Origin of the sequence: Pseudosulfitobacter sp. SM2401, from assembly GCF_042932805.1 — a bacterium.
Lineage (GTDB): Bacteria > Pseudomonadota > Alphaproteobacteria > Rhodobacterales > Rhodobacteraceae > Ascidiaceihabitans.
Window position 1 is genome coordinate 2,460,650 of record NZ_CP170633.1, and the last position, 20,571, is coordinate 2,481,220.

The 20,571-nt window shown below is 57.4% G+C and carries 25 protein-coding genes and 1 other RNA gene; 16 read left to right on the top strand and 10 right to left on the bottom strand.

Translation table 11 applies throughout. From position 1 onward, the window contains the following. Nucleotides 1–18 precede the first annotated feature (18 nt). The gene (locus tag ACFIO0_RS12265; protein ID WP_390910682.1) at nt 19–327 is read left to right on the top strand and encodes a DUF1272 domain-containing protein; all 309 of its coding nucleotides are present in this window, start codon (nt 19–21) and stop codon (nt 325–327) included. 95 nt (nt 328–422) lie between these two features. Next, complete coding sequence (locus ACFIO0_RS12270; protein WP_390910683.1) at nt 423–902, top strand: beta-lactamase hydrolase domain-containing protein; 480 nt, start codon at nt 423–425, stop codon at nt 900–902. 37 nt (nt 903–939) lie between these two features. On the opposite strand, the gene ACFIO0_RS12275 is transcribed toward ACFIO0_RS12270, so the two are convergent. The 8 genes from ACFIO0_RS12275 to gatC form a co-directional block, all read right to left on the bottom strand. Next, nucleotides 940–1,416, bottom strand: a complete 477-nt coding sequence (locus ACFIO0_RS12275) for a GNAT family N-acetyltransferase (protein ID WP_390910684.1) — start codon at nt 1,414–1,416, stop codon at nt 940–942. 89 nt (nt 1,417–1,505) lie between these two features. Beyond that, entirely contained in the window at nt 1,506–1,673 is a 168-nt protein-coding gene (gene rpmG / locus ACFIO0_RS12280; protein WP_044050162.1) for a 50S ribosomal protein L33, read from the bottom strand. A 140-nt stretch (nt 1,674–1,813) separates the two neighbouring features. Continuing rightward, nucleotides 1,814–2,521, bottom strand: a complete 708-nt coding sequence (locus tag ACFIO0_RS12285) for an SDR family NAD(P)-dependent oxidoreductase (RefSeq protein WP_390910685.1) — start codon at nt 2,519–2,521, stop codon at nt 1,814–1,816. A gap of 74 nt (nt 2,522–2,595) precedes the next feature. Then, an RNA gene (gene rnpB / locus ACFIO0_RS12290) (RNase P RNA component class A) lies at nt 2,596–3,009 on the bottom strand. A 107-nt stretch (nt 3,010–3,116) separates the two neighbouring features. Continuing rightward, nucleotides 3,117–3,662: an N-acetylmuramoyl-L-alanine amidase gene (locus ACFIO0_RS12295; protein WP_390910686.1), complete on the bottom strand. Its 546-nt coding sequence runs from the start codon at nt 3,660–3,662 to the stop codon at nt 3,117–3,119. A 52-nt stretch (nt 3,663–3,714) separates the two neighbouring features. Next, a complete protein-coding gene (locus ACFIO0_RS12300) occupies nt 3,715–4,536 on the bottom strand; it encodes a hypothetical protein (protein WP_390910687.1) in 822 nt (273 codons plus the stop codon). A gap of 45 nt (nt 4,537–4,581) precedes the next feature. Then, nucleotides 4,582–6,069, bottom strand: a complete 1,488-nt coding sequence (gene gatA / locus ACFIO0_RS12305; RefSeq protein ID WP_390910688.1) for an Asp-tRNA(Asn)/Glu-tRNA(Gln) amidotransferase subunit GatA — start codon at nt 6,067–6,069, stop codon at nt 4,582–4,584. After that, entirely contained in the window at nt 6,069–6,356 is a 288-nt protein-coding gene (gene gatC / locus ACFIO0_RS12310; RefSeq protein ID WP_390910689.1) for an Asp-tRNA(Asn)/Glu-tRNA(Gln) amidotransferase subunit GatC, read from the bottom strand. Before gatC ends, gatA begins: the two co-directional genes overlap by 1 nt. A gap of 146 nt (nt 6,357–6,502) precedes the next feature. On the opposite strand from gatC, the gene ACFIO0_RS12315 reads away from it, so the two are divergent. Further along, a complete protein-coding gene (locus ACFIO0_RS12315; protein WP_390910690.1) occupies nt 6,503–6,910 on the top strand; it encodes a VOC family protein in 408 nt (135 codons plus the stop codon). On the opposite strand, the gene ACFIO0_RS12320 is transcribed toward ACFIO0_RS12315, so the two are convergent. Further along, nucleotides 6,895–7,533, bottom strand: coding sequence for a ceramidase domain-containing protein (locus ACFIO0_RS12320; protein WP_390910691.1), 639 nt, complete (start codon nt 7,531–7,533; stop codon nt 6,895–6,897). The genes ACFIO0_RS12315 and ACFIO0_RS12320 overlap by 16 nt on opposite strands. A gap of 96 nt (nt 7,534–7,629) precedes the next feature. On the opposite strand from ACFIO0_RS12320, the gene ACFIO0_RS12325 reads away from it, so the two are divergent. The 3 genes from ACFIO0_RS12325 (at nt 7,630) to ACFIO0_RS12335 (ending at nt 10,878) form a co-directional block, all read left to right on the top strand. Continuing rightward, entirely contained in the window at nt 7,630–8,322 is a 693-nt protein-coding gene (locus ACFIO0_RS12325; protein ID WP_390910692.1) for a metal-dependent hydrolase, read from the top strand. Between the two features lie 120 nt (nt 8,323–8,442). Beyond that, a complete protein-coding gene (locus tag ACFIO0_RS12330; RefSeq protein WP_390910693.1) occupies nt 8,443–9,831 on the top strand; it encodes a cytochrome ubiquinol oxidase subunit I in 1,389 nt (462 codons plus the stop codon). 3 nt (nt 9,832–9,834) lie between these two features. Next, nucleotides 9,835–10,878, top strand: a complete 1,044-nt coding sequence (locus ACFIO0_RS12335) for a cytochrome d ubiquinol oxidase subunit II (protein ID WP_390910694.1) — start codon at nt 9,835–9,837, stop codon at nt 10,876–10,878. Here the strand turns inward: ACFIO0_RS12335 and ACFIO0_RS12340 are convergent. Further along, the gene (locus tag ACFIO0_RS12340; RefSeq protein WP_390910695.1) at nt 10,875–11,324 is read right to left on the bottom strand and encodes a deaminase; all 450 of its coding nucleotides are present in this window, start codon (nt 11,322–11,324) and stop codon (nt 10,875–10,877) included. The genes ACFIO0_RS12335 and ACFIO0_RS12340 overlap by 4 nt on opposite strands. A 62-nt stretch (nt 11,325–11,386) precedes the next feature. On the opposite strand from ACFIO0_RS12340, the gene ACFIO0_RS12345 reads away from it, so the two are divergent. From ACFIO0_RS12345 to dtd, 10 genes are all read left to right on the top strand, one after another. Further along, complete coding sequence (locus ACFIO0_RS12345; RefSeq protein WP_390910696.1) at nt 11,387–12,391, top strand: pseudouridine synthase; 1,005 nt, start codon at nt 11,387–11,389, stop codon at nt 12,389–12,391. 135 nt (nt 12,392–12,526) lie between these two features. After that, the gene (locus ACFIO0_RS12350) at nt 12,527–13,345 is read left to right on the top strand and encodes a TerC family protein (RefSeq protein ID WP_390910697.1); all 819 of its coding nucleotides are present in this window, start codon (nt 12,527–12,529) and stop codon (nt 13,343–13,345) included. A 162-nt stretch (nt 13,346–13,507) separates the two neighbouring features. After that, complete coding sequence (locus tag ACFIO0_RS12355; protein WP_390910698.1) at nt 13,508–14,410, top strand: 5-bromo-4-chloroindolyl phosphate hydrolysis family protein; 903 nt, start codon at nt 13,508–13,510, stop codon at nt 14,408–14,410. 11 nt (nt 14,411–14,421) lie between these two features. Beyond that, the gene (locus ACFIO0_RS12360) at nt 14,422–15,618 is read left to right on the top strand and encodes a toxic anion resistance protein (protein WP_390910699.1); all 1,197 of its coding nucleotides are present in this window, start codon (nt 14,422–14,424) and stop codon (nt 15,616–15,618) included. Between the two features lie 11 nt (nt 15,619–15,629). Beyond that, nucleotides 15,630–16,580, top strand: a complete 951-nt coding sequence (locus ACFIO0_RS12365; RefSeq protein WP_390910700.1) for a DUF2927 domain-containing protein — start codon at nt 15,630–15,632, stop codon at nt 16,578–16,580. A gap of 27 nt (nt 16,581–16,607) precedes the next feature. Beyond that, entirely contained in the window at nt 16,608–17,720 is a 1,113-nt protein-coding gene (locus ACFIO0_RS12370; RefSeq protein WP_390910701.1) for an SPFH domain-containing protein, read from the top strand. A 7-nt stretch (nt 17,721–17,727) separates the two neighbouring features. Then, complete coding sequence (locus ACFIO0_RS12375; RefSeq protein ID WP_390910702.1) at nt 17,728–18,303, top strand: cytochrome b/b6 domain-containing protein; 576 nt, start codon at nt 17,728–17,730, stop codon at nt 18,301–18,303. A 48-nt stretch (nt 18,304–18,351) separates the two neighbouring features. Next, entirely contained in the window at nt 18,352–19,452 is a 1,101-nt protein-coding gene (locus ACFIO0_RS12380; RefSeq protein ID WP_390910703.1) for a primosomal protein N' (replication factor Y) - superfamily II helicase, read from the top strand. Beyond that, a complete protein-coding gene (locus ACFIO0_RS12385) occupies nt 19,449–20,123 on the top strand; it encodes a nitroreductase family protein (RefSeq protein ID WP_390910704.1) in 675 nt (224 codons plus the stop codon). Before ACFIO0_RS12380 ends, ACFIO0_RS12385 begins: the two co-directional genes overlap by 4 nt. After that, nucleotides 20,120–20,563, top strand: coding sequence for a D-aminoacyl-tRNA deacylase (gene dtd / locus ACFIO0_RS12390; RefSeq protein WP_390910705.1), 444 nt, complete (start codon nt 20,120–20,122; stop codon nt 20,561–20,563). The genes ACFIO0_RS12385 and dtd overlap by 4 nt, the downstream gene beginning before the upstream one ends. The last annotated feature ends 8 nt before the right edge of the window (nt 20,564–20,571 follow it).

A 20,571-nucleotide genomic window follows, 5' to 3' on the forward strand; every position in this document is an offset into this window, starting at 1 on the left:
TCTATGGAGGATCAAACGATGTTAGAACTGCGACCGAATTGCGAACTCTGTGATTGCGATTTGCCTGCTGACTGTGATCAGGCACGCATATGCAGTTATGAATGTACGTTTTGCGCCTCTTGCGTCGACGACGTATTGCACAACGTTTGCCCCAATTGCGGCGGTGGATTTGTGTCGCGTCCGATCCGCCCAAAAATGGCGCGCAGAGATGGCGTGAGCCGCGCGCATCAAAAGCCAAGCGATCAGCGAAAAGTAGCTAAGTTCACGCGCCAGCAGATGATTGTTTTTGCAGCCGCACACAAAGCCGTGCCACCCGCGCAACGATGACAGGTGGTGCGTCAAGACGCACCTTACCCGACGGCCCGTAAGGTGTGGCTTGCCACACCACCGTCTTTCATTCCGATCCCATCAAAGGACATGCCATGACTGACCTACCCGACGTGATCAATTGGCGTCGCCGCGACAGCATAACCACGATGTCGGGCCAACCAACCGAAGATCAAATGGCGCAGATCAAAGCCTTGGGCGTACGGGACGTCATCAACTTAGGCCCGCACACCAACACGGGCGCACTGCCGGATGAAACTGGCACGTTGGCCGCGTTGGGCATGAAATACATCTATATCCCTGTCGATTTCAGCGCGCCGACCCAAGCGGACTTTGATGCGTTTTGTGCGGCCCTCGCGCAGCTAAAAGACCGTCCTGTCCATGTGCATTGCATCTACAACGCGCGGGTGTCCGCATTCTTCTATCGCTATGCGCTCGAACGACGCGGCGGCAGCGTCACAGAGGCATTCGCCCTCATGGACGGGATTTGGCGGCCGGGCGGTGTTTGGGCCAGCTTTATCGACAAGCCAGAAGACATCGAATTGCCTATCAGATACGCCGGTTACGATTATTGAGTGCGGGTAAGGTGCATCTTGATGCACCCTCCTGACCTCACAAAATGCACATCATTCGAATACTAGGAAACGGAACATGCCCGTCTAGCAGCACATCAAATTGTTCCACCCGCTCGAATCCCATTCGCTTGTAAAATCCTTCGGCATTTCTGGTTGACCAACACTCCATCCGAACAAGGCCCGCCATACGCCCCTCACAAAGCGACCTTTCAATCACTCTCCGCGCGATCCCTTGTTTCAGAGCGCTTAGATCCGTGACCAAATGTCGAATGTGACCTCTCTTCAGGTCTGAGCGATCAATGGCCCATCCGCCTGCGCCCAACAACGCACCGGCTTCCTCCCAAACATAGTAGGTGCCTGATGTCAGCAACACTGGCTGCGCTTTGGTCATCAATGGCAACGCAACCTTTAACAGGTCAGCATCATACGCCGACGCCAAAGCCGGGGGGTAACTGCGCTGAAACACGGCATCCAGTGCCGCCTGATCAGTCAACTTTGCAATTCGTAAATTCATAATGTCTTCCGGTGCTTGCGCCACACCAGAAACGACAAAAGCCGCGCTGGTCCAGCGCGGCCTTGTTCGTCTTCAAATCAGGGTCGATCTTACTTGATCTTGCCTTCTTTGTATTCAACGTGCTTACGCGCAACCGGATCATATTTCCGAGCGACCATTTTTTCGGTCATCGTGCGTGCGTTTTTCTTTGTCACATAGAAGTGACCCGTGCCTGCGGATGAGTTCAGACGGATCTTGATTGTGGTTGGCTTCGCCATGTGTCTTCTCCTGCTGCGCTGGTTGCCCGGTGGCTGAGCGCGTGAATTCTTGAACTTCGGCTTCTAACGGGCTGGTTCCCTGAGTCAACAGCAAAAGGCGTGGGTTTGAACCCTAGCCCCAAGATTTTCCCACACGCAGATCATAGTTCAATCCGAATGTCGTGAATCCACAGCTTTGGCGGGCGTGACAGCATAAACACCACCACATCGGCCAGATCATCAGGCTCGGTGAAAATGTGGTTCGGAACATCTTCATCCGCTTTGGCAAACATGCCGGTGTTGGTCCCGCTTTGGTACAACCCCGCCACGCGCACGCCATTGCCGATCTCGTCCTCTTTCAAAACATCCGTGAACCCGCGCACCCCATATTTTGTCGCCGAATAGACCGATTGGCCGGTCTGAGCGACCACGCCAGATTTCGAGACAACATTCAGCACAGCACCCTGTTCCGCCTCTCGGATCGCGGGCAGCGCGGCTTGGGTGATTTGCATCAAGCCTGTCAGGTTTGTCTGCACTGTCGCCTCAAGCATGTCGGGCGCGATGGTGTCGAGCGGACCTGCCTTGTGCCAAATTCCGGCGTTGTTGATCAAAATGTCTATGCCACCAAAATCTGCGATTATCCGGGCAACGGTGGCAGTAATTTGCGCGATGTTCTGCATGTCACACAGCAAACCTGCGGCTTTGGGGGCACCCGCCGCCAAAGCTTCTGCCTCTACTGTCGCCAGCCGTTCTGCGTTGCGTCCTAAAAACGCGACCTGGGCCCCTGCGGCCCCCAGTTTCAGGCAAATGTGACGCCCGATTCCATCGCTGCCGCCTGTGACGACAACCACTTTGTTCTTCAATTCCATTGATCAATCCGTTTGTGGGCCCGTTTGGCGCAATGTCTCATCCCATGCGGGCAGGCACAACAGGTTAGAAAAATATGCGCGGAAGGCCTGTAAGCCGGATTTTGTCTAGGCGAATTGCTCCACCCGAGATGATCATTCATCTTGAGATACAGTTACCTGCACCCCTCTAGCTGCCAACCCGGACCTGCTGGGGCCAAAGCGGCCCCGCCGCATGCCCGAAGGCAATTGGCGCGCGATCCCTATTTGGCATTGCTCCTGGTGGGGCTTGCCGTGCCGGTCTGGTTGCCCATCCCGCGGTGGGCTCTTACCCCACCGTTTCACCCTGACCTGCGTGTGATATCGGTTGCCCGATCCGCGCACAGGCGGTCTGTTTTCTGTGGCGCTTTCCCTGGGGTTGCCCCCGCCGGGCGTTACCCGGCACCATTGCTTTGTGGAGTCCGGACTTTCCTCGGGTCTGTTGCCAGTCCCGCGATCACCCAGCCTTCCGCGCAGGGTGCTTTTGGCGGGTTGGGGGCGGTGCGTCAATGGAGGAGTTTGTGCATGCCTTTACCGGCCCTTCGGGGAGAGTATTTTTGGATCAAGACAATGGCGGGTTTTAGATCAGGTTGGGCCAGCGCAAAGCGATAGCGTGGCGCAGATCTATTGGGTCACAGGTGGCGGTGTAACCTGCGGCGATACCAGACGCTGCGATGTTTGCGGGATCAATGCCTGTTGCCGGTGCCGCAGCGGCGAGATTTTGATGTGCCAAGCGGGTCCAGTCAAAATATGGGCCCGGGTCAAATTTGCGCCCGGGAGCCATGTCTGAATGACCGATGACACCCTCTGGGGAGATGTCCCATCGATCCAAAACCCCGACCAACAAGGTTTCTAACGCCAGCATTTGCGGTTCCGGGAACGGGTGCGTGCCGGTGTTGTCCAATTCAATCCCGATGGAGCGTGAATTGATGTCGTCCTGCCCATGCCACTGCCCTGCCCCTGCGTGCCATGCGCGTTGATCCTCGGAGACCAGCTGCGTCACCTGCCCGTTGCGTGCGATGACATAGTGGGCTGACACTTCGTGTACGGGATCGCACAGCCGTATGATCGCGGCAGCAGCAGAAGTCATCGCCGTATAGTGGATCACCACCAAAGAGGGCCGCAACCCATTCCGGCGCGGCCCACAATTTGGTGAAATATGCTGGTTGATCTGCAGCTTAACCGCCTGATGTGGCACGGTACGGGGCTGGGTCCCAACCGCAAGCGTATCCGTCACCGTCAGGGTCCAGACCTTTGCGGTCTTTGATCGGTCCACCCCGTGCGAGGAAATCGATTTGCGCTTCGTCTGATGAGGCAAAGACTGCGCAATTGCGGGCAGATTTGCTGGCCGACACAAGGCTGATGCGCCGGTGTACTTGGGTGCCGCGCGGGTGTGACGTTTCCAAAGCGTAGGCCACGACGTTGGGTTGGCTGTTGCCGGCGCGTGTTGGCAGGGCCGTGGGCTGCACAACTGAGTATTGCGCGCGGTTTGCTTCAATTCGGGCCTTGTCGCTGGCGATAGATTGGCGCCCTGCGACGGCATCAAAGTCGTTTTCATCCGAAATGCCCGCGTTGTCCACAGCGAGGGGTACGGGATTGGACGGGCTTGCGTTCACGACTTGGCGGCCAGAATTGGCAGCTGTCGCGGATGCGTTTTCTGCATCCTCTAGCGCCGCTGTTTGCGCGTCCAAATTCAGCGGTTCCTGATTTTGCGAGGCTGTTGGGCGACGCGGAGGTTGTCCCGCAGCCGTTTGATCAGACGGTGGTTGTCCGCCCGCAGGTGCCGCAGGTAAAGCGCTGCTGGCCACTTGAGCGGCCGCGGGTATTGTTGTTGGTGCCCTTGCACCGGCAAGTTCTGCCTCACGTTGGCGTTGCGCCTCAAGTGAGTTGTCAAAACCGACGCCACGTCCGGGCGCACCCGCGCCGCTGTCAGGGACCGCCGGCTGGCATGCTGCCAAAGCGCCCAGCGCCCCAGCCATAAGGAAGAATTTGAATGTCATGTCGTGCCTCAGCTCGCGTCTCTAAGTTCGCTTAATGACGTCTATCTACCACCATTTATTTGGTTTGGCTACAAATCCGGCCGCCTGTTCAAGGGCATAGGCGGAAGACAGCAGATCGCCTTCTTCCCACGGACGCCCAATCAGTTGCAGACCCATTGGTAGACCTTTGGAATCCAGCCCCGCAGGGACCGCAATGCCCGGCAAACCCGCCATATTCACCGTCACCGTGAACACATCGTTGAGGTACATTTGCACCGGATCAACATCCGTCATTTCCCCCAAACCAAAGGCCGAAGACGGCGTGGCTGGCGTCAGGATCGCGTCGATCCCTGCGGCGAACACGTCTTCAAAGTCTTTCTTGATCAAGGTACGCACGCGGCGCGCGCGGTTGTAATACGCGTCGTAGAAACCTGCAGACAGAACGTAGGTTCCGATCATCACGCGGCGCTGGACTTCGGGACCAAACCCTTCAGCGCGGGTTTTTTCGTACATCTCGGTGATGCCATCGCTCGCATCCAAAGTGGCGCGATGCCCGTAGCGCACACCGTCGTAGCGCGCGAGGTTACTGGAGGCTTCGGCTGGCGCAATCACGTAGTATGCTGGCAGCGCGTATTTCGTGTGTGGCAATGAGATATCGACGATTTCAGCCCCGGCATCCCGCATCATTTCAGCGCCGTTTGACCACAGTTTTTCGATCTCTTCGGGCATGCCATCCATGCGGTATTCTTTGGGGATACCGATTTTCTTGCCGCGAATGTCACCGGTCATCAGGGCTTCAAAATTCGGCACCGGCAAGTCCATGCTGGTGGAATCTTTGGGGTCATGCGAGCACATGGCCTCTAGCATGATCGCTGCATCGCGCACCGATTTGGTCATCGGGCCTGCTTGATCCAGGGACGATGCGAACGCCACCACACCCCAGCGCGAACAACGGCCATAGGTTGGTTTGATCCCGACTGTGCCGGTAAACGCGGCAGGTTGGCGGATCGAACCGCCGGTGTCTGTGCCGGTCGCAGCAAGGCATAGATCAGCGGCAACCGCTGCCGCAGACCCACCGGACGAACCACCGGGCGTCAACGCAGTATCGTCGTTGCCGCGTCGCCACGGGTTTACAACGTTGCCATAAACAGACGTTTCGTTGGACGAGCCCATGGCGAATTCGTCCATGTTCAACTTGCCCAACATCACAGCGCCCGCATTTTGCAGGTTGGCCGAGACAGTGGATTCATACTGCGGCAAGAAACCTTCCAAGATACGCGAGCCCGCTTGGGATGGCACGTCTTTGGTGCAAAACAGGTCTTTGATCCCGATCGGCAGGCCACACATATCAGGGGCGTCACCGGCTTTGATGCGCAGGTCAGCGGCGTCGGCACGTTCCATCGCGATCTCAGGCGTGTGGTGCACAAAGGCGTTCAGCGCGCCGGCCCCTTGGATCGCGTTCAGGCAGCTTTCGGTCAATTCGCGTGACGTTGTTTCACCTGCGCGCAATGCATCGCGGGCTTCTGCCAGGCCCAGTTTGTTCAGATCAGACATTATTCAACCACCTTCGGCACGGCAAAGAACCCTTCGCGTTGATCGGGCGCATTTTTCAAAATGGCCTCGGCTTGGTTGCCGTCATTCACCACATCGGCGCGCCGCTTTAGGCGTTGCGGGGTAACAGAGGTCATCGGTTCAACACCTTCAACATCGACCTCGTTCAACTGCTCGATGAACCCGAGGATCGTGTTAAATTCCTCGGCCAGCGCCGGAAGCGCGTCTGGTTCGACCTTGATGCGGGCCAGTTTGGCGACGCGGGCGGCTGTGCTTGGATCAATCGACATGAAAACCTCATTTGCTGATCGGTGGTTTAGCGCGGGTGGCAAGCCCTCGCAAGGGGTTAGCACCCTGTGCAAATCGACGAACGCAGGCTTGCCGCAGATCGGGTTTTATGGGCACTCTGGCGAAACGCCCTCACAGGAGACTTGCGATGAAACTTACCCTGCACCACGTCAGCTTTAGTTCGGAAAACGTCGCGCGACTGGACGCGTTTTACCGCGATGTTTTGCAATTAGACGCGGTGACCGAAGACATCCCCAAACGCGAGGTGAACAAAGGTTACGCAGGCGATATTGCCTTTATCACAGATGGCGAAATCCAGACGCATATCGCGCAAAAAGACCTAACTGTCGGGTTCAAAACCGGACATGCGGTTAACCCCGTTGAGCGCGGGCACATCGCGTATCGCACAGACAACATCCAAGAGGTCATGGCGCATCTGGACGCAAAAGGCATTCAATATTCGGATTGGGGACACACAGCGGCCGCTGAATGGCATCAGATCTTTTTCTACGATCCGGACGGCAATGTGATCGAAATCCATCAGGTTGATACATGACGGCGGTAGACCTCGATCATCCAACCTAACATTGTTGCGTTCAATACATGCCAAATGAAATGCGTACCGATGGGCCAGTTGGCGCACAGGCTTTGGTCCAGTGACCGGATGGTGATCGACACACATAAAATCAGCGCTCCGATGGCCAAACCGCGTGCAGTTGCCGAAAAGCGGCGACGCAGTAGTGCCGCATAAACCAACAGCAAAATCGGGACTGCCCAGTAGAAATCGGAAATCCTTATGAACGGAATGGAATCGAGGATCGGCACCATCACGTAGGCATAAGGTGCAAAGCCAAGTGTCGCCAAAACCGCCCACCACCAGCGCATTCCAACGACGTCACGGTTCACCAGAAACAGATACACAAGGATAAAGGTCGCAATTGGCACAACATCCGCCAATTCAGCCCAGCGCGTTGCGTGCGTATGGAACAAAAATGACCCGATCCCGATGACAAACAATATCGCGCACAGCACCCGCGCACAGACAGCGCCCGAACACCGCCGCCACATCCACGCCGCCGCAACCAGAAACGCGCCGTTAGACACAGCATTCATCGGTTCCGACCAATAGCTCAGGTCCGTTCGTTCACAGTAATAATCCCCCTGCTCTGACCAATTCATCACCCGCCCCTTTTGTCTTGATCAAAAATACTCAACCCTTAGGCTCCCATACTTCGCGACACAGTGCTAGCGTGACGCAATACAGGAGACATCTCAATGAACATCATCTGGCTCGGCCACGGCAGCTTTCGCATCGAAATCGAAGATCAAGTGCTCCTGATCGACCCATGGCTGACCGGCAATCCGATGCTGAGCGAAGACCAGCACGAGGCCGCCCTGAACGGTGCGACCGATATCCTTGTCACCCACGCGCATTTTGACCACATCACCGATGTTCCTGCCATTTCCAAGGCCCAAAACGCGCCGGTTTCAGGCATGTACGAGCTGGCACAATTCTTGGCCAGCCAAGGTGCTGTAGAGGGTGATGCCTTCAACATGGGCGGCACAATCATGCGTGGCAACGTTGCGATTTCGATGGTGCCTGCCTCCCATTCGTCCTCTGCTGAGATCGACGGCTTGCGTCACTACATGGGCAACGAAAGCGGGTTGATCATCAAAGGTGAAGGGCACTGTATTTACGTGTCCGGCGACACCGGCATCATGGCAGACATGGACTGGATCGGGGATTTCTACAAACCCGACATTGGCATCCTGTCCGCAGGTGGGCATTTCACCATGGGCATGGCCGAGGCCGCCTACGCCGCCAAACGCTACTTTGATTTCAAGACCGTCATCCCGTGCCACTACCGCACCATGCCGCTGCTAGAACAATCAGCCGATGTTTTGCGCGACGGCTTGCCCGGTGTCGACGTGGTCGAACCGCAAGTGATGCAGCCCTTGGCGTTCTAAGCCCCTGCGACAAAGCGCACATGTGCATTTTGCCGCATCCAACTGTTTTTTAAGGTCGTCGCATTACTTCTAGTCCAAAGATGAACGCACACCGGCGTTTACTGATCAAAGGGCGAACCCATGGACACACTATTGCTGTCACGCATCCAATTCGGGGCGAATATCTCGTTTCACATCCTGTTTCCGACCATCACGATTGCGCTCGGATGGATGTTGCTGTTTTTCAAGCTGCGTTTTAACGCAACAAAAGACCGCAAATGGATGGACGCTTACATGTTCTGGGTGAAAATCTTTGCCCTGTCCTTTGCCATGGGTGTTGTGTCCGGCATCACCATGTCCTTCCAATTCGGCACCAACTGGCCCGGCTTTATGGAAACGGTCGGCAATGTTGCGGGCCCCCTGCTCGCCTACGAAATCATGACCGCCTTTTTCCTCGAGGCTGTGTTTTTGGGCATCATGCTGTTCGGTGCGTCGAGGGTGCCTAGCTGGGTGCACACCGGCGCGACGTTCCTTGTGGCGTTCGGCACAACCATGTCGACCTTCTGGATCATCGTTCTGAACAGCTGGATGCACACGCCACAAGGGTATGAATTGGTCGACGGGGTCGTCCATGCAACCGACTGGTTTGCGATCGTGTTCAACCCCTCGATGCCCTACCGCTTTGTGCACATGTTGTTGGCCTCTGGCTTGACTGTCGCCTTTTTGATCGCCGGTGTGTCCGCCTTGCGGATGCTGTGGGGCGACACCGCCGAAAGCGTCAAGTCTGCACTGCGCGTGGGCATCATCACTGCTGCCGCATTGATCCCGCTACAAATCTTTGCCGGTGACATGCACGGTCTGAACACGCTGGAACACCAGCCTGCCAAGGTCGCCGCGATGGAAGGCAACTGGGAAACCGGCCCCAACATCCCGCTGGTTTTGTTTGCCATTCCGGATCAGGAAACCCGGTCGAACAAATTCGAAATTTCGATCCCCAACGGTGCCTCTTTGATCCTGAAACACAAAGCTGACGGGATTGTACCCGGCCTGAACGATTTTGTGGCCGAAGATGGCACCATCCTGCACCCTCGCGTGTCCGCTGTGTTCTTCAGCTTTCGGATCATGATCGGCGTTGGCGTGGCTATGCTGGCGTTGTCTTGGGCCGGCGTGGTTCTGCTGCGCCGCCGTGGTGCGGGCAACATGCCAAAACTTGTTCTACTGGCCTTTACCGGCATGACCTTTGGCGGCTGGATCGCGACCCTCGCGGGCTGGTACACCACGGAAATCGGGCGCCAACCGTGGCTGGTCCAAGGGGTGCTGAGCACCAAGGATGCGGTCAGCGATGTGCCTGCCGGCATGGTCCTTGGCACGCTGATCGCCTACCTCGTGATCTATCTGGCCCTGATCGTCGCCTACATCAGCGTCATCCTGTATTTGGCCCGCAAGGCCAGCACGGGCCAGCCATTGTCCAAACGCGATTATCCGCGTGGCGGCGAGGCCGAAGTTTACGCAATGCAGCCCGGAGAATAGCAGATGGAATTGTTTGGAGATCCGGCCGTTTGGCTGCCGTGGACATTCGCCGCCCTGATGGGCGTTTCAATCCTGATCTACGTGATTTTGGACGGCTTCGATCTGGGTGTCGGCCTGCTGATGCCGTTGGCGGATGACGACGAAAAAGACCGGCTTGTGGCCTCGATCGGGCCGTTCTGGGACGCGAATGAAACGTGGCTCGTGCTGGCGATTGGCTTGTTGCTGGTGGCCTTCCCCCCTGCTCACGGGATTATCCTGACGGCGCTGTACCTGCCGGTGTTCATCATGCTCGTCGGCTTGATCCTGCGCGGTGTGTCGTTCGAATTCCGCGCCAAGGCACCGATTGCGCAAAAACCAAAATGGAATGCTGCGTTTTTTGTAGGGTCGCTGATGGCCTCGATGTCGCAAGGCTTCATGCTGGGCATGTACGTGATGGGGCTGACGTGGACGTGGGCGCATGTTGGCTTTGCGATGTTGACCGCGATTTTCCTGACGGTCGGATACAGCTTTATCGGCGCGGCGTGGCTGATTGGCAAAACCGAGGGGCGTTTGCAATCCCACGCGGTGCGCTGGGCCAAAGGCGGCATTTGGGGCCTGATCCTCGGGATTGGGGCGATCTCGCTTGCGACCCCGTTCGTCAGCACCCGCATCTTTGACAAGTGGTTCAGCTTGCCCGAGGCGTTGTATCTCGCGCCGTTACCAATCGTTTCAGCCGCACTGGTCGCCTACATCTGGTGGGAATTGCGCAATCTACCGAGATCAGATGATCGTCGTGCGTGGGGGCCATTCATTGCCGCCGCAACCTTGTTCATTTGCGCCTTTGTCGGCATGGCCTATTCGTTCTATCCGTATGTGGTGCCGGAAAAGCTGACGATCTACGAATCCGCATCGGCCCCTGAAAGCCTGTTCATCATCCTGATCGGAACGCTGTGGGTGCTGCCTGCAATCCTCGGCTACACGATCCTGTCCTACTATATTTTCCGCGGCAAAGCGTCAGATCTAAAGTACGACATTCAGGAACAGGTCGCGAATGAAGAGGCGACCTAGCGTCGGGTCTTAAAGAAATCTGTGAGTAAGGTGCGGGATGCTTCAGCGTCGATGCCGTCATACACCTCTGGGGCGTGATGGCATTGGGCGTGGGTGAAAATGCGCGCGCCAACTGTGACGCCGCCTGATTTCGGATCATCGGCCCCGAAATACAGCCGTTTGATCCGCGCATTGCTGATCGCCGCGGCGCACATCGGGCAAGGTTCTAGCGTCACGTACAGATCGTGATCGTTCAACCGCTCTGCCCCGATCGCAGCGCAAGCAGCGCGGATCGCCAAAACTTCGGCGTGGGCCGTCGGGTCGTTCAATTCGCGCGTGCGGTTGCCCGCAGATGCCACGATTTGCCCACCCGGGGACACGATCACAGCGCCCACAGGCACTTCGCCGCGCGCACCGGCCAGCCGCGCTTGTTCCAGTGCATCACCCATGAAAGATCGAAAAACCATGCCCCATCTGCCATCAACATAGGCGCTTTCGCAAGACTGCCAGATAGGCTAGGTGCAACGTCATGAGCACAGATACCCCAAAAGACGCCCCAAAGGGTGACCGTATCGCCAAGGTTTTGGCCCGCGCAGGCGTGGCCAGTCGGCGTGATGCAGAGCGCATGATCGAAGCCGGTCGTGTCTTTATGAACGGCACCAAAGTCGAGCGCGCCGCCCTGAACGTGCTGCCCAGCGACAACATCACCGTCGATGGCAAGCCGATCTCGGAGCCCGAACCCGAACGTCTGTGGCTGTATCACAAGCCCGTCGGTCTGGTCACATCGGACCGCGACGAAAAGGGCCGCAAGACGATTTACGACGACATGCCCGACGATCTGCCGCGCGTGATCTGCGTGGGGCGGCTCGATATCAACTCCGAAGGATTGCTGTTGCTGACGAACGACGGCGGCATCAAGCGCAAGCTGGAATTGCCCTCGACAGGTTGGCTGCGTCGCTACCGTGTGCGCATCAACGGGCGCCCGACGGACGAAACATTTGCGCCTTTGCGCCGTGGCATCACGGTTGACGGCGAAACATTCCAGCCGATGCAAATCCAGCTGGACCGCCAGCAAGGTGCGAACGCATGGCTGACGGTTGGCCTGCGCGAAGGCAAGAACCGCGAAATTCGCCGCGCCATGATGGACATCGGCCTTAGCGTGAACCGCCTGATCCGCATCAGCTATGGCCCCTTTCAGTTGGGCGATCTGAAACCCGGCGGCGTCGAGGAAATCCGGCGCAAGGTCATGCGTGATCAGTTGGGCATGGAAGATCTGGAACAAAACCCGCAAGGCACGGCGCAAAAGAAGCAAGTCAAACGCGTGCGCAAAGAACCAATTTCGCGCAAACCATCCGAACAGGGGCGCACGCGCAACATGGCCCGTTCAGAGGCGGATCGCAAAGCCGGATACGTGCGCGGTGAAAAACCAACCGGAAAACCGAACAGCAAGCCGTTGGGAAAACCCGCGGGCAAACCGTCCGGAAAACCCAGCGGCAGACCCGGCGGTCGTCCCGCTGGCAAGCCAAAACGTTAAGCAAAACAACCTACAATTGTGCCCAAAGGGTACTTTATCGGCGTCTTTCCCCTTTGAGCGCTGTTTGCATTCACATATTCCTGCGATAAATGGTCTGACGCGCCACTGCGCACAGAACATTCTACGGGGAATAAAATGGCCGATCTGCTGACTATCGAAAATCTGGGCAACCTGCTTATGCTGTGCTTTTTGCAAGCTGTGCTGGGCTTTGACAACTTGCTGTACATCAGCATCGAAAGCCAACGTGCCCCTGTGGCCAAACAAGCGTCCGTGCGGCGCTGGGGCATCATAGTCGCGGTCGCTCTGCGGGTGGTTTTGCTGTTTGTGATGATCCGCTTGATCGACGCGATGGCCGAACCGTTTGTCGTGCTTGACTGGACGGGTGTGATCACCGGCGGCATCAACTTTGCAACCTGCGTCTTTGTGATTGGCGGTATTTTCATCATGTACACGGCCGTCAAAGAAATCGGCCACATGCTGACCATTCACAATCTTGATACAGATGTTGAGCAAAAGTCAGGTAAATCCGCAATGCAGGTTGTTGTCATGATCGTCATCATGAACCTGATCTTTTCGTTCGACTCCGTGCTGTCGGCGCTGGCGATCACCGATGTGTTCCCGATCCTTGCAGCGGCAATTCTGTTGTCGGGCCTTGCCATGCTGTTGCTGGCCGACGGTGTTACCAAATTCCTTGAATCCAACCGCATGTACGAAGTCCTTGGGCTGTTCATCTTGTTGATCGTCGGCGTTGTTTTGATCGGCGAAGCGGGCCAAGCGGCAGCGCATGCCATGCACGACGACACGTTGGCCCTGCGTCTGTTCGGCTACGAAGTGATCCCGATGTCCAAGACAACCTTCTACTTTTCGGTTCTGGTTTTGGTCGCGGTCGAGATCATCCAATCGGGCTATACCCGCAAACTCAACGCCGAGCGGCGCACAGGTGCCAAGCACTAAACGCGCTTCAATCTGGCGCGATGCACAATCGCGTCCTATAGTCGCGCAAATGCTCTGAGGGGGGCTTATGACACCAACGTCGCTACAAAAAATCGCATTCGCCGCACTTCTGGTGCTGATGTTCGGTGTGACCACCGGCTGGCTCGGGGGGCTGTAAGCGATATGGCACAACGATACGGTGGAAAATTTAGCCCCGATGGGCAGTCCGAAGATCTAAGCACACCGCAAGACGGCGCCTATACGCGCGCCAAAGTAGACCCGGTTGGGGCCAAGGCAAACCTGCTGTTCATTCCGGCAATTCCGATGGTGTTCATGTCCCTGAACGACGGGGCAATCGGGCTGACGGTCGGGCTGGTTTCGGCCGGCATTCTGACGCTGGCTGCGTGGTTGCTGCGTGGCGGCTTGCACGCCGAGGCGGAATACAACGCCCGCCGGGTTGCCCGCCGCCCTGCCCTGCCTCGCAAGGTAATTTCGTCCGTGTTGACAGGGGTTGGCATTGCGCTGGCGGCCTATCGATCCGAGCCCGGTTTGGTGGCCCCCCTTTTGTACGGCGCCGCCGCGATGGGTTTGCACATGGCAGCCTTTGGGTTTGATCCGATGAAATCCAAAGGCATGGAAGGCGTCGATACGTTTCAACAAGACCGCGTTGCCCGGGTTGTGGACGAAGCCGAACGTCACTTGGGCGCAATGAACGACGCAATGCTGCGCGCAGGCGATCGCCAGATGGAACAACGCCTCGAGGCGTTCCAGCTTAAGGCGCGCGACCTGATCCGCACCGTCGAAGAAGACCCGCGTGATCTGACAGCAGCCCGCAAATATCTGGGCGTCTATTTGATGGGTGCGCGCGATGCGACCATCAAATTCGCAGACGTCTATAGCCGTACGAAAGACGCCAAAGCCCGCACCGACTACGCGGCCTTGCTGGACGATCTGTCCACAAACTTTGACGCACGCACCAAGAAATTGCTGCTGGATGACCGCAGCGATTTAAACATTGAAATTGACGTGCTGCGGGATCGTTTGCAGCGCGAAGGCGTGACGCTACCGTCCGCTGACGACCATTAAGGAGTACCATTATGTCTGATACCATCCGCCAAAAAGCCCAAGAAACGCTGGCGCAAATCGAAGAAGTCACCGCCGTCGCATTGCGCGAACCAGTGGAGGCGACCACTATCGTACCATTGGCGCAGGCCGACGCGCCAGTCAGTGCCGCGATCCGCAAACGCATGGACGAAATCGACATGACGGACACGCAGTCCATCGTGTCCTTCGGGTCCGGCGCGCAGGCAGAACTGCAAGTCATTTCGCAATCCATGCTGCAAGACGTGCGCAACAAAGACGTGGGCCCCGCCGGCGATTCACTGCGCAACATCGTCACCACGATCCGCGGCTTTTCTGTATCCGAACTGGACGTGCGCCGCAAACGCAGCTGGTGGGAAAAACTGATCGGTCGCGCGGCCCCTTTCGCCAAATTCACCGCGAAATTCGAAACCGTCCAAGGCCAGATCGACAAGGTCACAGACGATCTTTTGGGTCACGAGCATACGTTGCTGAAGGACATCAAAAGCCTTGATGTTCTGTACGACAAAACGCTGGATTTTTACGACGAATTGGCGCTGTACATCTCTGCGGGTACCGAAAAGCTTGAGGAATTGGATACAAAAACCATTCCTGCCAAGGCTAAAACAGTCGATAAAGCCAAGGAAAGCGATCAGGTTATGGTCGCCCAGGAACTGCGCGATCTGCGCGCGGCCCGTGACGATCTGGAACGCCGTGTTCATGATCTGAAACTGACGCGCCAAGTGACGATGCAGTCGCTGCCGTCGATCCGTTTGGTTCAGGAAAACGACAAATCATTGGTCACCAAAATCAACTCGACTTTGGTCAACACTGTGCCGCTTTGGGAAACGCAATTGGCCCAAGCCGTGACGATCCAACGCTCTGCCGAGGCGGCCGTTGCTGTGCGTGCAGCCAACGATCTGACCAACGAATTGCTGACGTCGAATGCTGCCAACCTGCGCACATCCAACAAGATGATCCGCGAAGAAATGGAGCGCGGCGTGTTCGACATCGAAGCGGTCAAACAGGCCAATGCGGACCTGATCGGCACCATCGAAGAATCGCTGCAAATCGCGGACGAAGGCAAAGCCAACCGTGCCGCCGCAGAGATCGAGCTGAAGAAAATGGAATCCGATCTGCGTGACACTCTGGCCTCGGCCAAAGCGCGCAAAGACGGCGTCGGCGACACCGCCGGCACTGCGGTTCCAAGCTAAGCATCGCGGGCGTGGCGGGGTCCATCAAACGGTTCGGTATAGGTGCAGCTTTGGGCTGCATCTGTGCTTTGGCCGCTTGCGATGTGTCGCCCCCCGTTACGCCCGTTTTGATCCCTAAATCACGGCCCGCGGTCGCAGCGCCAATCAAGGTTGCGCAGGCGACATCAGAAAAAAGCGCCGCCCTTCGAAGCCAGTTGCGCGCGGTTCAATCCTCGCAGCTGACCAACGGGTTGCTACGCCAGGACGGAGGTGGTCCGGACACGCCGTTTGATGCAGAAATGCTGGTGCGCAATTTCAAACGGCTCGCGTTTTTCAACGAATATTTCACACCAGGAACCCCGCAAGGTGTGCCCGGACAATTGCGCCGCTGGGAAAAACCGATCCGTTTCGAGGTGCAATTCGGCGCATCGGTTCCCGCCTCGCAACGCCGCGCAGACCGCGCTGATGTCGCAGCCTACGCCCAGCGTTTGTCGAAACTGACAGGCCACCCGATCTCGATGTCCGGTCCTGCGAATTTTTACGTCCTGTTTGTCGGCGAAGATGATCGCGCCGCAACCATCGACGCTCTTGTCGGCCGATTGCCGGGCGTGCGCGCCGAAAGCCTTGCGTCCCTGCGCAACCTTAGCCCCGACATTTACTGCGCGGTCGCCACCTATTCAGATCGCCGAGGCTCCAGCGTTTACGACAGCGCCGTGGCCGTCATTCGCGCCGAAAACCCCGACCTGCTACGCCTGTCCTGCATTCACGAAGAATTGGCACAAGCCATGGGCCTTGCCAACGACAGCCCCGATGCGCGCCCGTCGATCTTTAATGATGACGACGAATTTGCCTTGCTAACCGCACATGACGAACGGTTGTTGCAAATGCTGTATGATCCCCGTCTGCGCACGGGCATGACCATGTCGCAAGCGGACCCGATATTGCGTGTAATCGCAAAAGAACTGATATTAGGGCCGGTCTAATCCGTCCCCCAAAAGGAGAAACCTGCCATGGGTATTTTTGATTTTCTAAGCGGTGAATTCATCGACGTCATCGCATGGACGGACGACAGTCGTGACACGATGGTGTCCCGTTTTGAACGTGAAGGCCACGAAATCAAATACGGTGCCAAGCTGACGGTCCGCGAAGGCCAAGCGGCCGTTTTTGTGCACGAAGGGCAATTGGCAGACGTCTTTTCCCCCGGTCTTTACATGCTCGAGACCAACAACTTGCCGATCATGACGACCTTGCAGCACTGGGATCACGGGTTCAAATCGCCGTTCAAATCCGAAATTTACTACGTGAACACCACCCGTTTCAACGATCTGAAATGGGGCACAAAAAACCCGATCATCTGCCGCGATCCCGAATTTGGCCCCGTGCGCCTGCGCGCCTTTGGGACCTACTCGGTCAAAGTCACGGACCCTGCGCGTTTCTTGACCGAAATCGTCGGCACCGATGGTGATTTCACCATGGACGAAATCAGCTTTCAGATCCGCAACATCATCGTGCAGGCGTTTTCGCGCACCATCGCAAAATCCGGCATTCCAGTGATGGACATGGCTGCAAACACCCGTGAATTGGGCAAGCTGGTCGGCAAAGATATCGAGGCGCAATTGGCTGAATACGGTCTGAGCCTGCCCGAGTTGTACATCGAAAACATCTCGCTGCCGCCTGCGGTTGAGGCCGTAATGGACAAGCGATCGTCCATGGGCGTGATCGGAAACTTGAACGAATACATGCAGTTCCAAGCCGCCGAAGCGTTGGGGCGCGACGGCGCAGGCGCTGCTGCAATCCAAGCAGGCATGGGCGCAGGTCTGGGTATGCAAATCGGCCAATCGGTCGCAGGGGCCGGTCCGTGGGGGGCGCGGCCGGCCAATGCAGCACCCGCCGCAATGGCACCACCACCGCCACCCGTCGAACACGTCTGGCACATCGCCGAAGGGGGCAACACCACCGGCCCGTTTTCTAAAGCGCGCCTTGGCCGCATGGCAACCGATGGCGATCTGACCCGCGAAACCTATGTCTGGACCCAAGGTCAAGACGGCTGGATGAAGGCCGAAGATGTGCGCGAATTGGCGCAGTTGTTCACGATTTTGCCACCGCCCCCACCGGGTGCATGATCGGCAGATGAACGCGACAAACATATCTTGGCGGGATCGTTTTCGCCAAGGCATGCCAACCCGTCGCGCCGCGCTAAAGGCGCTGCATTGGGTGATGGTGCCCCTGTTCATCTGGTTCTTGTTGGTCAAACCAAAAGACGTGACGCCGTTTGGGCCGACAGCCTTTCAAATCCATTCGATTCTAGCTCTCGTTTTTGTAACGCTGTCCTTGCTTTGGTTTGCTGACATGATGCGGCGCGGGTTGGCCAGCAGGCCGGGTCCAAAGCTGACAGGATGGCTACGCCCCCTACATCTTTGGATGCACCGCGTGTTGATTTGGGGGTTGTTCTTTGTGGCTGTGACGGGCTTTTTGCTGGGGCTGACATCTTCGATTGTGCTGAAGGCCGGTGGGTTTCTTCCGATTGCCCCACCCCTTGGACTGGCGCAGGCCAATCAAATCGTCGGCACCGTTCACATCGTAGAATTCTATGCGCTTGGCGTGATTGCAGGCGGTCATGTGTTGTTTCATATCTGGCGACATTACCGGCTGAAAGACAACGCGCTGCGCATCATGGTGCCCAAGCGGTTTCACCCTTACCTCTAAGCACCGCCTGCGATAGCCTGCGTCCAAGATATCAGCGAGCCAGCCAATATGATCGATCACGCGCCCATCAGCGAACACCGTTTTCCCTGCGACAATTGCGGGGCGGATTTTCGATTTGATCCCACCACGGGCGGGCTGGCGTGTGATCACTGCGCCAACACCTCGAGCATCGGAACCGCGACGGGCACGGTGACAGCCATTCGCGAACTGGATTTGCGCAGCGCCATTGAAACCAAACTACCGCAATCTGAAATCGAAGAAACCCGGGTATCCAAATGCCCGAATTGCGCCGCCCAAATAGAGCTAAGCGAGACGGCGCATGCCGCAGAATGCCCGTTTTGCGCGACCCCCGTCGTCACCGACACAGGCGTGCACCGCCACATCAAACCACGTGGTTTGCTGCCCTTCGCCCTAGAGGAAGAAACCGCGCGTGACGCTATGACCAAATGGTTGGGGCGGCTCTGGTTTGCACCAAACGGGCTAAAAGACTACGCGCGCAAAGGCCGTCGTATGCAAGGCATTTACGTGCCTTACTGGACGTTTGATGCGGATACAAAATCGCGCTATTCAGGCGAGCGCGGCACTGTGTACTACGAAACCCGAACCGTGATGCGCGACGGAAAACGTCAGCAAGTTCAGGTGCCCAAAGTGCGCTGGAATGGCGTCAAAGGCCGCGTCACGCGTTTCTTTGATGACGTGTTGGTGCTGGCCTCAACATCCCTACCAAAGCGATTCACCGATGGACTAGAGCCGTGGGATTTGTCCGCCATGGAACCCTACAGCCCGGAATATCTCGCCGGTTTTCGCGCCGAAGGCTACAGCATTGAATTGCAAGACGGCTTTGCCGAAGCCCGCGCCTACATGGACCGCGTGATCGAGCGCGACGTCAAATTCGACATCGGCGGAGATCGCCAACGCATTCACCAACTCGACACCGAATTGGGCAACCTGACGTTCAAACACATCCTGCTGCCGGTCTGGCTGGCCGCCTACAAATACCGTGGGACAACCTATCGTTTCGTGGTGAACGGGCGCACAGGACGGGTGCAGGGTGAACGCCCCTATTCCGGTGTCAAAATTGCAATTGCCGTGATTGTCGGGGGGCTGGTCGCCGCCGCAATCGGCTACGGAGTAGCTTTGAACCAATGACTGATTTTGACGCCTTTGATCGTATTTTGACCGCCCGTCATTCGTGCCGTGCATTCCTGCCAGATCCGGTGGCGCAGGATGTTGTGCAAGACATTGTAACAGCCGCGCAAAAGGTTCCATCGTGGTGCAACGCCCAGCCTTGGCACCTGACAATCACGGCTGGTGACGCAACCGAAAATTTCCGCAAGGCGCTCTATGCCCACGCGTTGTCGACGCCCCCGCAACCTGACATCGAATGGCCCAAAGGCTACCCCGGCGTCTACAATGAACGGCGACGGGCTTGCGGCTTTCAGCTTTATGATGCTGTTGGCATCGAAAAGGGTGACCGACCGGCCTCGGCCAAGCAAATGTTGGAAAACTATCACTTTTTTGGCGCACCCCACGTGGCAATCGTCACCAGCCCTACGGATTTGGGGGCGTACGGCGGCGTCGATTGCGGTGGCTTTGTCGCGGCATTTACGCTGGCGGCACAGGCCAAAGGATTGGGCAGCATCGCCCAAGCCGCCATCGCGGCCCACGCGCCAATGGTGCGCGATCATTTCGACCTTCCGGCTGACCGACTGGTCCTATGCGCCATTTCGTTTGGCTATGCCGACACCACCCATCCCGCCAACGGGTTCCGCACGGATCGGGCAGACACCACCGACGTCATCGACTGGCGCACAACATGAGAGCCGTCGTGCAAAGGGTCGCCCAAGCCCGCGTGGACGTCGACGGCGAAACGATCGGGTCCTGTGACGCAGGCGCGCTGATCTTGGTCTGCGCAATGCCCGACGATGATCTTGATTGCGTGCGCGGGCTCGCGGCTAAAATCGCCAAGCTGCGCATTTTCAAGGACGAGGCCGGCAAGATGAACCTGTCGCTGGTTCAATCAGCTGGCAGCGCTTTGGTCGTGTCGCAATTCACGCTGGCCGCAGACACTTCGCGCGGCAACAGGCCGGGGTTTTCCGGGGCGGCAAAGCCGGATGACGCACGAACCTTGTACTTGCATTTTGCGAACTGCTTGCGCGATTTGGGCATCACAACCGAAACCGGAAAATTCGGCGCGGACATGCAAGTGCATCTGGTCAACGACGGGCCGGTGACAATCTGGTTGGACAGCGACACCTGACCCGAGGG